This window comes from Bacillus cereus group sp. MYBK227-1 (assembly GCF_051916325.1).
In the GTDB taxonomy this organism is placed as follows: Bacteria; Bacillota; Bacilli; order Bacillales; family Bacillaceae_G; genus Bacillus_A; species Bacillus_A cereus.
The window spans coordinates 172633-188248 of the sequence record NZ_JBQAGK010000001.1 but is presented as its reverse complement, the minus strand read 5'-3'; the positions used below and the strand labels follow the sequence as shown (position 1 = coordinate 188248).

Below are 15616 nucleotides of genomic sequence, written 5' to 3'. Positions count from 1 at the left end.
TCTTACATTATTCTTTTAACATACTTAAAAACTCACTAAAATTATCTGCAACTTCACTAGTTACCTGATTCAACTCTTCTGATTCTTCATGATACCATACCACAACAGATGGTATTTCCTTTTCTCTAAAATCTAAACAAAGAAAATCACCTGCGAATAAAACAGCAAATGGAATAACATTTATCCCTGTTAAATCTTCATCATCCGTTAAACGAGTATCGATATCAGATAATACAACCTCTATATCATACCAACCATTTTCATCATCATCTTCTGGGTCCTCCAACAAACATAAGAAACGTTCAATTAAAAGTTCGTTTTTTTCATGTGAAAAAACATTAGTAATTGGAATAGAGCCATTATATTTTTTCAAAAAATCTATAAAATCATTTGGTAATTTTATCTCACAATATTCCTCAAATGATTCAATTAATTCATCATTTGGTGATTGAAGTTCACTACCATTTTTAATCTTCATTTTAATTCCTCCATTTCTTTACCTACCTTTAGATCTATAAGACCAATGTCCTTCACTCCGCCCACCTTTATGAAATATGCTATTATGTATTCCAAATGGTACTAATTCCATTTTACCTGGCATCTAACCATTTAAATTGTTGTTTGTCACTTGCCAACCACATTTCCTCTGGTAACTCATCCGATTTAATAATTAAACCAGCTTTCTTAAAATCAGGATATTGTGTACCTAATTTCATAGGAACATCAGGTATTAAACCTTTCTCAATAGCAACCTGCTTAATAATAGCTTTTTGGGGAGCTGTTAATTTTTCTCCACCACTAATCTACCTCCATTTCCACGGACTATTAGAATTTACTACTGCAGCATTATATTCTAATTCAAAATCGAGATATTTCCCTTCTACAGCATCGTCTAAAATCTTTATATATTCATCCACTTCATATAAATTTTCTATAAAATCAGATACAATAGCAATCTCTTCCTGTAAACGAATTCTTAATCCACTAAATGGATCACACCAAAATTCATGCGAACTATCTCTCCACCCATCATCATATCTAAATACCTTTAGATTCTTTTGCAATGACTATTGCTGATAATTATTTAGGAAAAAAGACTTTAAAACCTGAGATAATGGAGAAATATGAAATAATAGATAGAGCTGACCTCTATAAGAAGTCAGCTCTATCTATTATTTCAATTCTTTATTTTTTCCTTTTTTAAATTCTTTTTGTTTATCTTGCCAAATATGAATTAAATCTACTAATTCAATCGTTTCTATCTCACAAAAATCTCCCTTACCATCTTCAGCCAAATTGTCTAGGACAGTAGTTGTATCTTTCCGAATTTCTAAACCACAAATGTTTCCATTTACTACTACGTAATTTTCTTTCCCATTTAAAACACTATGTATTTCTTCTAAAATCCAATCTCCAAACGCAGAAACTTCAACGCCTAAAAAAGTCTCCATAAGTTTAATTTCTTGAGGAAGCCTCATAACTAGTTTTCCATTGGTAAGTACTTCAAAGCTATATGGATATTTCATTACTATTGTACTCCTTTATACTAAAGATAAAATTTATTCCGCTGGGAAAGCAGAGATAATTTTCCCATTCCCATCTATATACATGCTAATCCTTATACCCTCTGAACCTATTCCAGAATATGTGTTACCAAATTCATACGTTCTATTATTATATGCTTCATTTATATTATCTACAATCTTTTGCGGGCTCCAATCTTTAGGGAAAAATGTAGAAAATCCTCTATTTCCAGTTTTAGGGGTTCCATTCACTTCTACCCTAGCTTTATAAATGCCTTGATCATTTAATATCTCTTCTGTTCCGCTAATTATTTTTCCAGGTGTATTCTCCAATACTTCAGTATGATAACCCATTGCGTCACCACGCCAATTTATTTCACCCTCTAGGATATGTTTGAGTGTATTTGGTCTAAATTTTTCTGTATGTTGTAAATTAGATATAATTTCCCTATTAGAAAGTGAAGATCTATGATTTTCATTAACAAAATTACTCCCACCATAATTACTTTCACCTCTAGCAAACTGATAGGTCGACAGCTTTTCTTCAGCTTTTTTAAAATCAGGCGTATCAAATCTAAACCGCAAACTATTTCCACCAGCAAAAGCAAAGCGATCTCCCATTTGTAAATTACTTGTAATATGTGAAACAGCTTGCGGAATCTTATTTTTTGCTAGTTTGGTCACTTTACCTGCTTGACCTAATTTACTTGCTTTACTTAATCCTTTATCACCAATAAGTCCTAATCCAACTTGTGTTAAAGCATAACTTCCCCATTTAGCACGACTTTCAGCATCTCCATTTATTACATCATTAATAAATGAATCTGACAATGTATTATACATGGTACTAAGGGTATCAATAGGGTGCAAAGCAGCGTTCCCCATGTTTTCCCACGTTTCCCAATCTCCTAAAGCTTTTATTCCGTCTATTGTATCGCTAACTGCTTGTCCCGTACCCTCTACAATACCGTCCCAAATTTTTTCACCAGTAGATTTTTCAGGTAGCTTACCACACATTTCACCTTCTTCAATTGAATTGGCAGCTTGTCGTGCCCTCTCTTCTGTAATCGCTTGAATTGAAGTTGTCCATTCCATATTCAACCCTTGCGTACTAAATGTACCACTTGCAGGACTAAAGCCTTTTCCACTTTGAACTTCCGCAAGACCTGCAGCAATACTAGCTGCTAATTGAAGTGCTGTACTATAATTATTACTAGAGGTCTGATTGAATTGATACAAATGATCCAGCTTTTCTTGCAGTTTTTTCCTCATCACAGTAAAAAGATTCGCCATAGCGTCCATACCTGGGATTGGCATAGCTTGACTGATGGCTTCCATACTTGCTTTCATTCGGTCAATTTCTCGAATTTGTTCTAATATTTCTTGTTCAATTACATCTGTGGAAGCGACTTGTGATTGAAATTGACTTGGAAAAGCATCGTTCTGGCGAATTAACTCTTCACACAGATAAATGATTCCTTGCGCTAAAGGACGAAAGGTTTGTACAAAAAATGATTTTGCACTGCTATAAGTTTGTCCTTGTAGAACAGTATCAATTGCAAAGGCATCAATTGACTGAATGACTTGTTCCATACCTTGAATAGTAGCGTTACATACAGCATTCATACTTTGAGTTTGGCCTTGTACTTCTCCTAAATACATATTTAAGCTCATGCATTGACCTCCCTCGCTAATTGTTGTTGTTGATAGGAAAGGTCGTTTTCTAAATCACTAAGGTTTCGTCTTTCTTTAAGCAACGTTTCTTTTTGGTTTTCTAATTCAAATGTGACTTTTCGTTCAATATGTTGTGCCTCTTGATATGTATTCATAAAAAATTGAGACATTTCTCTATCACCATACCAAGTTCCTAAAATTCGATCAAACAAACGATGGTTTCGACCTCTCCATTCATAAAAATCTGCTTCCGCTTGCTCCTGAATGTGAATCGCGGATTGATTTCGGTCTTGTTCTTCAAATACACTTCTTAACTTTTGATTTACTTGATTGATTTGTTTTTCAATATCTTGACTCATTATATTCCTCCTACTATTTTACCTTTACGTAGGTTGTCACATTAGCGAAAAGTATTGTGAAGTTCGTTATCCATTCTCTCAAACTCTTGGGCTACTGAATGAATATTATCGACCGCTTGTTGAAAGGCAGTGGAAAATTGTTTCGTAAAATCTAACATTTGTTGATTCGCTTCTTGTGCTTTGGAATTAACAGATAGTGTTGTACGCGTCGCCTTTGTTATAGAACGATTTGTTGCACTTTGGATTATATTCGAAGCTGTTCTCATCTGCGTAGCAATTTGTTGTGCCGTTTGAAAATTACTTTGAAATTGTCCCATCACTCAAATCCTTTCTCTAATTTTCAGAACATGCCAAAGAAATCCCAATAAATATATGAAAATTCCCTATCAATATCACTCTTTTTAAACGTGTGTCCAGCTAAGTTGGGCATGCAATCAAATGAGCCATACAATATAAGCTGTATGGCTCATTTGAAATGCTTGTTATATAGAGTATGACAATTTTTATTTCAAACCGAAATTACGTGATAATTCTTCATCATGAGAAGCAACAGCCTCTGCAGTTTTATTAAGCTGCATATTAATTTCTTGTAATAGCTGTGCGAAGTTTTGTACTTTTGGCTTTAATTGATTGAACTGTTGGTCAAAACCTTCGAAAGCACGACCTTCCCATTCTCCTCTTAATTCATTTTGTAAATTTTGTAGTTGACTTAAAATGTCCTCAATTTGATTTGCACCTTGTCCATATTGAGCTGCTTTCGATTTAAGCTCCTCTGGTGACATACGAATTTGTCCAGCCATTTTCATTTCCCCTTTAATACATAATGAGCAAAATATAAATTGGTTAATTTTACTAAATATATTATAATGTATTATTTTGAACTTTAAAACATTTTATCTTTCTATTGAATATTAGAATATTAATATTCAACTTTTTCTTACTTTACAAGATTTTATGCAAAAAAGACCACCAAAAGGCAGTCCCTCAAAACTCAATCCCATCCCGCGCTCCACTACTTTCTCATACAAATAATTCGCAACGATAATATCTACTACAGCCAAACTAACTGATTTGAAAATAGTAATCTCTTCATCATTTTCGCGTCCGTTTTTTCCCTGCTTAGGATTTGTCCAATTTCGGCGTGGAGATTGCTAGTTTTATCGGAATTTGAAGATCACCTGTTTCTAGATCCTATTCAATTAAGCAATCCTACAAATGCCTCTTCTTCCTCATCTATAAAACCTACAAATATAATTTCTTCGATATCCTCATGATTAAATACAAATGTATACTCAGGATTAATATATCCTTCTGGATAAAAACAGCCAATATAGTCACACATCACAAGTTCTTTAATCCCAAGTTTTTGTTTTCTTCCATAGTTATTTATGTGAATTCAGCTCGTTTTTTTGTTTTGGGTGAAAAAAATTTTTTAACTTGATAGCAATGTGGTGCTGCCCCTATTAGGCAAATTCGACAAAGAAAAAACACCCAAAGGTGCCTTCCTCCCACTTGAACCATCTTAATTTTATTGTGTTGTTATTATATAAGAAAAGAAGACATCGCTTAAGATGTCTTCTTTTACTTGTACACTTGGTGTTAAGAAGGTATTTATTGCTTAAAAACCATAAAAAAATATAACAATCATCGAGTAAACCTATTATAGCATCAATAAATAGAGTTTTTATATGCATTTTTACATATATATAGATTTATTTATGTTTTATCTATATAGTTAAATTGTCTGTTTCTTGTTTTAATTCGTTTGTTTATTTTGAGTGCTCCAGCAATGGAGCCTTTTTTTATGCAATAAAACATTTTCTTAGCATTACTTAGTTGATCTATATTAACTTTACCCTCTTAAATTATATCTATATTTTACCAAAAAATCATATGGATAACCAGTTTTTTCTAATAATCTATTGGATTGATAATTTTATTGTTAGTTGTTAATACTTATTAGAAAATTCATCATGCAATGAAAATTGAGAAATCAAGAATTATAAAAAACTTATAGTATCTTTTGTAAAGGTATATTTTTAATTTGTATATTAATATGTTATAATTTAATTTCTAAAACTACCAAAAAAGGACTGCCAGTAATGGTGGTCCTTTTTTATATTGATGAGATTGTACTAGGTTGAGCAAAAAAATGGAACCGAAAAAGTTATTTCTAATGAGGATAGCCTTCTTATGATGAAGTTTCATTCAGTGGATCTGCAAGCAAACATAAAATAAGGAAAAAATTACAATTTTACTTTACGTGGATATAGAGTACCTATACTTTCATGGTTTCCAAATTTAGATGGTGCCGAACCACAAAATTAGCACTATTCTTTAATAAAAAATCCTACTCATTTTTTAATGGGTAGGATTTTTTATTAAAGAGCTATTTCGTATTAATTTATGCCATCATTTAATATGCTATTTTTAAATGTTTTCCAAATTTGATAACTTATTATCTAAATTTCTAAATTCTATACAGCACTATCATTTAAACAATTATTAAATATATCTTCTATCTAAAACATCGTATTATCATTAGCTGCTTCACTTGGAATCTCTTGAATTACATCCCAGTGTTCGACAATCTTTCCATCCTTGATACGAAATATATCCACTATAGCAACTCCCTTATCTTGAGAATTAGTACGAGAATGTACATGAAGAGCAACTGTATCCCCTTCAGCTACTACACGTTTAATCTCTGCAGAGGAATTAGGATTTTTAACAAAATCCTCCTTAAAGAAATCCATGAAGGCTTTTCGTCCATCAGCAACAAAAGGATTATGTTGCTTATAATCTTCGCTAACATATTTAGGGATAATATCGATATTATGTTTGTTAAAAACTTCATTATAGAAATCAACTACCATCTTTTTATTCTTTTCATTTTCTTTTACTTCTTTTGATGCAGAAGCGACATTTTCGCTCTTAATTGAGTTCCCTTTGTTATTACCAGTGGAAGCTTGATATACCAAAGTCGAAACTACTCCTAAAATAAATACAGAAATAATTGTTATGATTAAACTTTTCTCTAATTTCATATATACCTACCTCTTCTACTTAAATAAGTTTTCTTCTATAAAAAGTTTGAAGAAGGAGAAACCTTCCCAAAAATGTAATGTCAGGGGTAATGTTAGGAATTTCATTTATCCTAACCTCCCCCTATACAAGGCATATTAGAAACGATTCATTCTAACTTAATACCTCATTAACAGTTGCACTGTCCACAATTTGAATAAACTTCTTAACCTTATCGTTCTCATCAAACTTATAAAGGTGACAAAAATCTGCTATGAACGATTTCCCTGTAGCTTTATATGTCCCACTATATTTTCCATACACGATAACAGTATTGTTATTAAAAGCATAGATTTCATCTTTAGCGCTATAGTCATCCCATTCTGTGCCAAGACGTTCATGTACGTTTTTCACTACTTCATCTGGACCTATATAAGTACCTGCATATGGAAACCCAGCAGCTTCTGTCCAAGATACATTTTCACTTAAATACGTTTTGAACGCATCCAATTTCCCTTCGCCAGTTAACACATACGTTTCATGTAATAGCTTTTGATATTTATTCATATCATTAACCCCAAGGCATTTCTTTTGTTACAACTTTTGCACTTAATTCTAATACACCTTTATTTGCATAGCCTGGATATGCTGCTTCAAGTTTTGCCACAAAATCTTTTGAAGTTCCACTTTCCTCAGAAGCTTGAACCGCCGTTCTTAGATAATCCATTGTCGCAGTAAGTGCTTGATTATTTAGGGATTTTTCAATTGATCCATGGCTAGGCACAATTATGTCAGCATGTAACGCTTGTAATACTTTCAAGTTCTCAATCCACGCCTCCATAGCCGCTTTTGAGTTAGTGTCCGCTAAGAATACATGTATTTCGTTAAAGACATCAATACCACCAATTAATACTTTTAGTTCTTTATTAAATAGGCTAGTTCTGTAATGATCTAAGCCTACTAGTTCAAATGTTAACCCCTGAAAATCAATCGCTTTTTCTTTAAACACTTGAGGTAATACCACGTTACTTGGTGCATTTTCTCCAAGGACATCTTTCCAAACTTTTAATTTCCCTAAGACAGAATGAACGATATGTTCAACAGTAGACTCTGTTGCATACGCTATAGCTTCTGGGTAAACGGCTTTAATGCTCTCTAATCCAAAGTAGTAGTCTGGATCCCCATGAATAATAAAGATTTTATCTAAAGATAAGTCATTTTTTTTCAGATACTCAACAATTTCTTTCGAATCAGATTGAGTAAATTTTGAGTTTATTAACAATGCATGTCCTGCTTTCTCAACTAATGTTGCTGTGACCATAAAGCTTTTTTCGTCCGAACTAAACACCGTTAATTTCACATCTTTTTGATTTGTATCGATTGTTTTAAACATAATATGTTATTCTCCTTTTGTTAAAGTTATGAACTAATTATCATATTTTTATCTTGTTCCGATAAAGTGAAACTTTAATCAGTGGGGGGGTTGTTCATCCCCCACTGATTATTAGCCCACACCAATCGGACTTTTACGGACAGTTGATCCCCCACCTAACTTCTTTGCTTCCACTGAATTTTGAGGTGGGGGTCTTACTGCCCGTTAAAGCGGGATAAAATCTCCCACTCCCATTTATCTGAAAGTGTAATAGTACTGGCGAGTATTCCGGAGATAAATGTCAGGTGGCTTAAGATAACATGTTTGCTACTATATCCTAAATTTTCTTAATATAAATTTTTAAAACGCGCTTCAATTTTATCCGGCGTCATTACGCCACCACCAATAGGAATAATTTGATTATCCTTTTGTAAAAGTAAGGAAGGATAGCTATTAACACCAAGCTGTCGAACTTTATTGAAATCATTTTGGACATCTATTATTGTTTCTTGAGCGTTTAAACGTTCTAATACTTGTTCAGGGTCCAAACCATGCTCGATTGCAATTTTGCGATATGTTTCTGGATCACTCAGACTTTGGCCCTCATAATAAAACGCTTTTTGCATAGCAGAAGTAAATTCTAATAAACGGTCTGGCGCTAATGAGCGTAAAGCTGAAAAACCAATTGCAGCATCTTTCGAATTCATTTTAAAAGTCCCTTCCTCCACCAATTTTTGATAGGAAGGACCAAATTCAGCACCTGTAAGTTGATTAATTCTTTTATTTCCTTCTTCTATATATGAGAAGTTTTTCATTGGTAAATTATCTAAAAATAACCCTCCACATAAAACCGTTAATGGCACTTCAGTGTGGTTTTTGTAAAATCCTTTAATACTTTCTGAAAAACCATAGCACCATCCACAATATGCATCCCATACGTAAATAAGGTTATCTTGTTTCGTCTCCATTTAAATCTCCTACCTTTTTTTTATTATCCAGCTCAACTAAATTTTTGGTTTATATAAGTACATCTTTTTATACCTTGTTCTTTTTTAGATACCTTACTATATTTCCCCAAAACTAATATTTCCAAAGAAAGATCCACCAAGGTTTTTTACAAAAGATAACGTTGCACCTTATTGCCCCGTAACAGAAAATACTAAAGCTTAGAATATGCATTGATTTGAATGTGTTAGTAACTTTCTACACCGGGTGGCAACGTATGGACCACCATCCTTAATTAAATATATAAATCATATTTTTAGCAGATATTAGTTGTAACTAAATTGATTACATCTTTATGTAACCATTTTAGTTACAACTAATATAGAAGTCAATTCTTTTTTTCGAAAACATTAAATTTCTACATTATAACGAAATTCTGTGTTAACTTGTAAAAAAAAAGAGGAGCCATCTCCTCTTCATAAATAAACACTATTTAATTTGTTCCTTATACTCATGGTTAACAACTACATACCACTTTCCTGTATCAAATTTTTCTTTATTAATCACGTAAACTTTATTTTGTCTCTTTACCTCCCCTGGTTTTAATTCCTTAGTAATAGTAGAGGTCTCACCTTTTTCAACCGCATAACTACTAGCTGCTAACACATCACTTTGATAAGCATTATCATTTTCATCCACTAAATCCACTGATGGTAAAACGGCTAATTTCATCGGTTCGTTTGTGATATTTTTCCCTTCTGCTTCTACAACAATAAAGACATGTCCATCTTCAGGTTTTTGGAATCCTATACTCTCTTTACCAACCTTATCTCTTTCTACAACTCTTTTTACAGTTACATCAAATTTAGGTGTATGAAAATCCTTGTTTACAGCATACTCTTTTTCTTTTATTTTTGATTTCTCTTTTGTTTGTTCTGTATTTTTCTGCTTTGTATTCTCTTTCGTTTTCGCCTCATCAGTTGTTTGCACTTTCTTTTCTTCTTGTTTAGAATTGGTTTCTTTAGATTCTGAAGAAGTTTTGTCGGATGTATTGCCGCAACCAGATAAATTGAATACTAAAGCGCCACCTAAAATACATGTAGTAAATTTTTTCAACATCTCTTTTTATCCCCCAATAACACGATATGTAAATTTCTTACTTATCATAGCAAAAAATATGATCTTAAATTGTTGTATCTTGTCGAATGATTAAGAATAATCAAGTTACTCCACGTCCTCTTTTATTATAAAGGTAAATATAACGTCTATAAAACCTGCTATAATAGGTTTTTACACCCTTAGCATACAATTTTTCACTTTCGGTAATGTGCCCCCTATTTGAAAGGTAATTGAAATATTAAGACCAACTGATAGAGGTGTTTATGTGGAATTATTTGAGTATTATAAAAAAAGGGAAAGTTGAAGTGTTTAATTGGAACTGGGCTTTTTCTTTATGGATTAATTGGTATGTATAATACTTGGGGTAATATTAATTGGGGACCAGTAATCTTAATTATTATAGCTTCTCTTGTATTTTTTAGTATTGGATTTTGGCAATTAAGAAAAGGAAATTTACTAGAAAAAAATATAATTAAAAATGATTTAACATTTTGGGATATTGATACTTATGTTTTGTTAGAATTACCCGGCAATAATAAACATTTAGGTTTATATACTCCTGATGGAAGATATGTAGCAGGAACAAAGATGATTTCTTCAACATTACCTATTTTAAAAAATAAAGAAGTTTTTGGATTGGAAGCAAGTGATGGAGAAATCCTTGCATATTTTCAAAGTGAAGTTGAAAATTATGATTGGGCTATTTATGATTCGAATTATAATTGTGTAGGTATGTTTAAAGAAAATATGATACAAGGATTTGGAATGGTACGTGGTTCTTTGATGAATGAAAAAGAGATAAAAATTTCTGAGATAGAAGTGGAATTTGATTTTTTCGAAACGTCGTTTCGTACAATGGATGATCGTATATTAATAAACTGCAAGAGGGGATATATGCCTTTAGAATGGAGTGAAAGATTTGGCTTAAATGTACCGATTATTAAATTAGGTAATAATATTTCTAATGCTGAAAAAATATTTGGTTTAGGTATTCTTCTTTATATTTTAGAAACAATTAAAGTAAGAAAAAGTAGGATTTTTAATGATTAGAATTAAATATTTATATTATGAAATTTATTGAATCTTTTATTAGGGATTACATCGCTGAAAGTAAAATATTGTATACTTCGGAATTACTTTACGTTCACTTCTTGAAATTGATGAGCATTTGTTATGCCAGAACCAACTGGAAATGGAAACGGCAAGCGAGTATACTCCGCTTGCCGTTTTTTCATAGCTTCGTATGTATTTGAATTCCTTTCGCTTTCTCTTCTTCACCCTTCACACGTACAATTAAATCATATGATCCGGATTTTGGCGCTTCAAAAGAAAGCAAACCTTCTTTTTGAGAAGTGACTTCTTCTTCATAAATGACCTTATCGTCTTTTGTGACTTGCAATAAAATCGTACCTTCTTCAACTGCTGCCTCATAAGGAATTTCCACATTTCCTTTTTCAGCTTTAAGCGTTTGTACATCGTAATACCCCTGCAAAGAACCAATTGTTAAAGTCGTTTCGCCATTTTTTTGAACCTTTGTGACTTTTGTTGCTGTATTACATGCGCTTAACAATACAACAAGAGTCAAAATGAGAAATGAACGAAGCAATTTCATAGAGAGTCCCCCTTCCATTAAATATATTAAGGATAAAATATACAATCTAACATATCATTACAATTATAGTTGAAAAATAAGGAAAATTATATAACAGGAAATGCAACTATAAACAATCACTGACCATTAGTCTACAACCAATCCCACACCCCAACGCAAAAGAAAAAAGCACCAGTTCCCCCTGGTGCTCTCTCCCTAAAACAAATGACAAGCCACTTCATGCCCTTTCGCAATCTCAACCATCTTCGGTACTTCCTGTGCGCATTTTTCAGTGGCGAATTTGCAGCGCGTTCTAAATTTGCAGCCGGACGGTGAGTTGAGCGGGCTTGGAACTTCCCCCTCTAGGATGATCCGTTCTTTGCCTGTGTTTGTTGGATCTAGTTCTGGCATAGATGAGAGTAGTGCTTGTGTGTATGGATGTGCCGGTTTTGTGTATAAGTCTTCGCTGTCGGCAATTTCTACTATGTTTCCTAAGTACATGACTCCGATTCGATCTGATATGTGTCTTACCATCGATAGGTCATGTGCGATGAATAAATATGTGACGCCTGTTTCTTCTTGAATGTCTTGCAGCATGTTTACGACTTGCGCTTGGACTGAGACATCTAGTGCTGAGATTGGTTCGTCACATAGGATAAAGTCTGGTTTTACAGATAGTGCGCGCGCGATGCTGATGCGCTGTCTTTGACCTCCGCTAAATTCGTGCGGATAGCGGTATAAGTGTTCTTCTTTTAGGCCTACTTTTTTCAGAAGGTCTAAAATGATTTCTTTTTGTTCTTCTTTTTCATAAGATCCATGAATGTTCATTGGCTCACTAATAATTTGGAATACGTTCATTGCCGGGTTTAATGATGCGTATGGATCTTGGAAAATGATTTGCATTCTTTTTCGATATTCTTTTAGTTCACTTTCCTTTAAACTTGCGATATCTTTTCCGTCGAATAAAACGTTACCTGAAGTGACGTCGTGTAAACGAATGATGCTTCTTCCTGTCGTTGATTTTCCGCAGCCAGATTCTCCTACTAACCCGAATGTTTCACCTTTTTTAATTGTAAAGCTTAGGTCATCGACTGCTTTTAATTGCTCTGTTTTTCTACCGAATAGTCCTTTTTTAATAGGAAAATACTTTTTTAAGTTCCGAACTTCAATTAAGTTTTCTTCATGCATGGGAATCACCTACCGCCCTATCATTTAACCAGCACATGGAACGCCTTCCGTCTCCGATTTCAAAATATGGCGGACGTTCTTTTTCACAAATGTCCATCGCATGCGGGCAACGCTCTGCGAATGGGCAACCTTGTGGTGGATTTAATAAGTTTGGCGTTACACCTTGAATAGGAGCGAGTCTTTCTTTTACGCCGTTCGCTATTTTTGGCAGAGAGTTTAATAGCCCTTTCGTATATGGATGATTCGGCGCTTGGAAAATATCAAGTACAGGTCCTTCTTCCATAATAAGCCCGCCATACATAACGATGACGCGCGTACAGTTTTGCGCGACAATTCCTAAGTCATGCGTAATAAGAAGTAACGCCATATTCGTTTCGTTCTTTAAGTTTTTCATTAAATCTAGTATTTGTGCTTGTATCGTTACATCAAGTGCAGTCGTCGGTTCGTCAGCAATAAGAAGGTCAGGGTTACAAGACATCGCCATTGCAATCATAACCCGCTGCTTCATACCACCGCTTAGTTCATGCGGATATTGTTTTACCCTTTCTTCTGGTGACGAAAGGCCGACTTGCTTTAACAAGTTGATTGCGATCTGCTCTGCTTCTTTCTTTTTCACTTTTTGATGACGTATAATTACTTCCGTCATTTGTTTCCCAATTTTCACGACTGGATTTAGCGCTGACATTGGGTCTTGAGAGATAAGTGAAATTTGATTTCCTCTAATAGAACGTAATTCTTTTTCAGATTTAGAAAGTATGTTTTCATTATGAAAAAGGATTTCTCCTTCTTTCACTTTTCCTGGTGACGTAACGAGAGACATAACGGACTTCGCCATTACACTCTTTCCGCTTCCAGATTCCCCAACGATACCGACTACTTCTCCTTTATTTAAGCGAAATGTAACGCCGCGAACCGCTTCAACTTCGCCACTTTCTATGAAAAAAGAAGTCTTTAAATTTTTCACTTCTAGTAGTTTTTCAGACACGCTTCTCACTCCTTTCACTTAACACTTTAGTTTTCATGTCCGGCTCCTTTTGGTGCGAAAGCTTTCTTCAATGCTTCACCAATTACGTTAAAACTAAGTACCGTTAAAAGGATAAGAAATCCTGGGAAGAGCGTTAAATACCAAGCTTCACCAATATATCCTTGCGCATTGTTTAGCATGCTGCCCCAAGAAGAATCTGGTTCTCTAATACCTAATCCTAAGAAACTAAGTGATGATTCCATTAAAATCGATGTCGCAATCGTTAATGTCGCGGCGATAATAATGGTTGATAAAATATTAGGAATGATATGTCTTACAATAATCATAAGTGATTTTTGTCCTGATACTTTTGCGTATAAAACGTACTCACGCTCTTTTACAGATAACGTTTCTGCCCTTACGATACGGGCGGTGTCCATCCATGTTAGTAATCCGATAATAAGAACTAACGTCGTAATTCCTGGTTTTAAATACGCATTTAATAGTAGCATTAAAAAGAATGATGGAATTGACATAAGCACTTCAACAACTCGCATTAAAAAGTTGTCTAACTTTCCGCCAAAATACCCGCTAATTGTTCCAACTGCAGTACCGATTGTAATAGAAACAACCATCGCAAGGAAACCGACCGCAAGTGAAACTCGTCCGCCATATAACGCTCTCGTTAAGTAATCCCTTCCGTAATCATCCGTTCCGAAAGGATGACTCATACTCGGTTCTTGTAAGCGATCTGGAATCGACATTTTGCTAGGATCGTACGGCGATACGAATGCGAAAATTGATGCGACCGTTAAAATCGCAAGTATAATAACTCCCATTGCAACAAACTTATTTTTCGTAAAACTATGTTTTATCGTTTGAAATCTCCTACTATTCATTCCAAATCACCCCCTCATTCGAATGCGCGGATCTACTACGCCATATAAAATATCAGCAATTAAGTTACCGAGAATTAACATGAATGATGATAGTAATGTAATTGCCATGATAATCGGATAATCAAATCTAAAAATAGCATTTACCCCTAGTGAACCAAGACCCGGCCATGAGAATACTGTTTCCGTAATGAACGCTCCGCCTACTAAACTTGGAATCGATAATCCGAAAATTGTAATGATTGGTATTAATACATTTCGAAGTACGTGATTAAATAAAACCGTTTTCTTCGAAGCACCGTACGCATATTGAATTTGTACATATTCTTCTTCTAATTGCTGAATCGTACTTGAACGAATATATCTCATATAAACAGATACGTTTTGGAACGCTAACACCATGCAAGGTAAAATGCCGTGTTGCACAATATCCCAGACAGAATCTTTACCTACTGTGCGCATACCCATACTCGGAATTAGGTTCAATTTTAAAGAAAATAAGTAGACTAATAGTAGTGCAAACCAGAAAACCGGCATAGAAATACCAACGTATGAAATAAAGTTTACAATGCGGTCAAAGAATGAATTCTTTTTCACACCTGTAAATAGTCCAAGTGGTATTGCGATTACGAATGAGACGAGTAAAGATGATCCCATTAACCCAATTGTTGCAGGTAATCTTTCTGTGATAAGTTCCAAAACAGGACGATGATTTTGAAGTGAGTAACCAAAGTTTCCTGTTAAAATGTTTTTTAACCATAAAAAATACTGCACGTAAATTGGTTGATCTAGTCCTAAACTTTTGCGAATACGCTCCACATCAATTGGACTCATGTTTGGCGTTACAAAGTTTCGAACCGGATCCCCCGGTGCTAGTTTTATTAATAGAAAAGAAATAATAGAAATAACAAATAAAAGCGGAATTGCATTTAAAAGCCTCTTCGCAATTACTTTATACACA

At 34.0% G+C, this 15616-nt stretch carries 19 protein-coding genes and 3 pseudogenes; 1 reads left to right on the top strand and 21 read right to left on the bottom strand.

The genetic code is table 11. From position 1 onward, the window contains the following. Positions 1-7: 7 nt before the first annotated feature. From ACTFRM_RS01105 to ACTFRM_RS01030, 16 genes and pseudogenes are all read right to left on the bottom strand, one after another. Positions 8-478 (bottom strand): SMI1/KNR4 family protein, encoded by a 471-nt coding sequence (locus ACTFRM_RS01105; protein WP_017674472.1) that lies wholly within the window; start codon positions 476-478, stop codon positions 8-10. Positions 479-496: 18 nt separating this feature from the next. Next, a complete protein-coding gene (locus ACTFRM_RS01100) occupies positions 497-589 on the bottom strand; it encodes an HNH endonuclease (RefSeq protein WP_088351714.1) in 93 nt (30 codons plus the stop codon). Position 590: 1 nt separating this feature from the next. After that, positions 591-716, bottom strand: a complete 126-nt coding sequence (locus ACTFRM_RS01095) for a hypothetical protein (protein WP_002025382.1) — start codon at positions 714-716, stop codon at positions 591-593. Positions 717-833: 117 nt separating this feature from the next. Next, positions 834-1064, bottom strand: a pseudogene (locus tag ACTFRM_RS01090) (hypothetical protein); the annotation flags it as partial. A 108-nt stretch (positions 1065-1172) separates the two neighbouring features. Then, positions 1173-1526, bottom strand: coding sequence for a type II toxin-antitoxin system toxin (locus tag ACTFRM_RS01085; RefSeq protein WP_000877046.1), 354 nt, complete (start codon positions 1524-1526; stop codon positions 1173-1175). Between the two features lie 33 nt (positions 1527-1559). Further along, positions 1560-3197: a ribonuclease gene (locus ACTFRM_RS01080; protein WP_000056051.1), complete on the bottom strand. Its 1638-nt coding sequence runs from the start codon at positions 3195-3197 to the stop codon at positions 1560-1562. Beyond that, the gene (locus tag ACTFRM_RS01075) at positions 3194-3556 is read right to left on the bottom strand and encodes a DUF3958 family protein (protein WP_000076122.1); all 363 of its coding nucleotides are present in this window, start codon (positions 3554-3556) and stop codon (positions 3194-3196) included. The genes ACTFRM_RS01080 and ACTFRM_RS01075 overlap by 4 nt, the downstream gene beginning before the upstream one ends. Positions 3557-3597: 41 nt before the next feature. Continuing rightward, complete coding sequence (locus tag ACTFRM_RS01070) at positions 3598-3873, bottom strand: TIGR04197 family type VII secretion effector (protein ID WP_000529655.1); 276 nt, start codon at positions 3871-3873, stop codon at positions 3598-3600. A gap of 186 nt (positions 3874-4059) precedes the next feature. Continuing rightward, positions 4060-4356, bottom strand: coding sequence for a WXG100 family type VII secretion target (locus ACTFRM_RS01065; protein ID WP_000918587.1), 297 nt, complete (start codon positions 4354-4356; stop codon positions 4060-4062). A gap of 126 nt (positions 4357-4482) precedes the next feature. Beyond that, the gene (locus ACTFRM_RS01060; RefSeq protein WP_230641402.1) at positions 4483-4635 is read right to left on the bottom strand and encodes an ornithine cyclodeaminase; all 153 of its coding nucleotides are present in this window, start codon (positions 4633-4635) and stop codon (positions 4483-4485) included. Positions 4636-4751: 116 nt separating this feature from the next. Continuing rightward, a pseudogene (locus ACTFRM_RS01055) lies at positions 4752-4937 on the bottom strand (DUF4176 domain-containing protein); the annotation flags it as partial. A gap of 1141 nt (positions 4938-6078) precedes the next feature. After that, on the bottom strand, positions 6079-6603 hold the full coding sequence (locus ACTFRM_RS01050; protein ID WP_000764208.1) for a nuclear transport factor 2 family protein: 525 nt from the start codon (positions 6601-6603) through the stop codon (positions 6079-6081). Between the two features lie 151 nt (positions 6604-6754). Beyond that, positions 6755-7147, bottom strand: coding sequence for a nuclear transport factor 2 family protein (locus ACTFRM_RS01045; protein WP_001046359.1), 393 nt, complete (start codon positions 7145-7147; stop codon positions 6755-6757). A 4-nt stretch (positions 7148-7151) separates the two neighbouring features. Next, positions 7152-7973, bottom strand: coding sequence for a hypothetical protein (locus ACTFRM_RS01040; RefSeq protein ID WP_000477278.1), 822 nt, complete (start codon positions 7971-7973; stop codon positions 7152-7154). A 326-nt stretch (positions 7974-8299) separates the two neighbouring features. Continuing rightward, positions 8300-8920, bottom strand: a complete 621-nt coding sequence (locus tag ACTFRM_RS01035; protein WP_000448622.1) for a DsbA family protein — start codon at positions 8918-8920, stop codon at positions 8300-8302. A 466-nt stretch (positions 8921-9386) separates the two neighbouring features. Further along, positions 9387-10016: a hypothetical protein gene (locus ACTFRM_RS01030; RefSeq protein WP_000913402.1), complete on the bottom strand. Its 630-nt coding sequence runs from the start codon at positions 10014-10016 to the stop codon at positions 9387-9389. A 265-nt stretch (positions 10017-10281) separates the two neighbouring features. On the opposite strand from ACTFRM_RS01030, the pseudogene ACTFRM_RS01025 reads away from it, so the two are divergent. Beyond that, positions 10282-11066 (top strand): annotated as a pseudogene (locus ACTFRM_RS01025) (ABC transporter ATP-binding protein). Positions 11067-11247: 181 nt separating this feature from the next. On the opposite strand, the gene ACTFRM_RS01020 reads toward ACTFRM_RS01025, so the two are convergent. The 5 genes from ACTFRM_RS01020 to ACTFRM_RS01000 form a co-directional block, all read right to left on the bottom strand. Then, positions 11248-11628 carry a BA_1872 family lipoprotein gene (locus ACTFRM_RS01020; protein ID WP_000771857.1) on the bottom strand — a complete coding sequence of 127 codons (381 nt, stop codon included), beginning with the start codon at positions 11626-11628 and terminating at the stop codon, positions 11248-11250. Between the two features lie 195 nt (positions 11629-11823). After that, positions 11824-12795 (bottom strand): ABC transporter ATP-binding protein, encoded by a 972-nt coding sequence (locus ACTFRM_RS01015; RefSeq protein ID WP_000544123.1) that lies wholly within the window; start codon positions 12793-12795, stop codon positions 11824-11826. Further along, positions 12788-13780, bottom strand: a complete 993-nt coding sequence (locus ACTFRM_RS01010) for an ABC transporter ATP-binding protein (RefSeq protein ID WP_001291154.1) — start codon at positions 13778-13780, stop codon at positions 12788-12790. The genes ACTFRM_RS01015 and ACTFRM_RS01010 overlap by 8 nt, the downstream gene beginning before the upstream one ends. Before the next feature lie 26 nt (positions 13781-13806). Next, positions 13807-14658: an ABC transporter permease gene (locus ACTFRM_RS01005; protein ID WP_075677740.1), complete on the bottom strand. Its 852-nt coding sequence runs from the start codon at positions 14656-14658 to the stop codon at positions 13807-13809. A 6-nt stretch (positions 14659-14664) separates the two neighbouring features. Further along, a complete protein-coding gene (locus ACTFRM_RS01000) occupies positions 14665-15615 on the bottom strand; it encodes an ABC transporter permease (RefSeq protein WP_000278777.1) in 951 nt (316 codons plus the stop codon). Between the last annotated feature and the right edge of the window lies 1 nt (position 15616).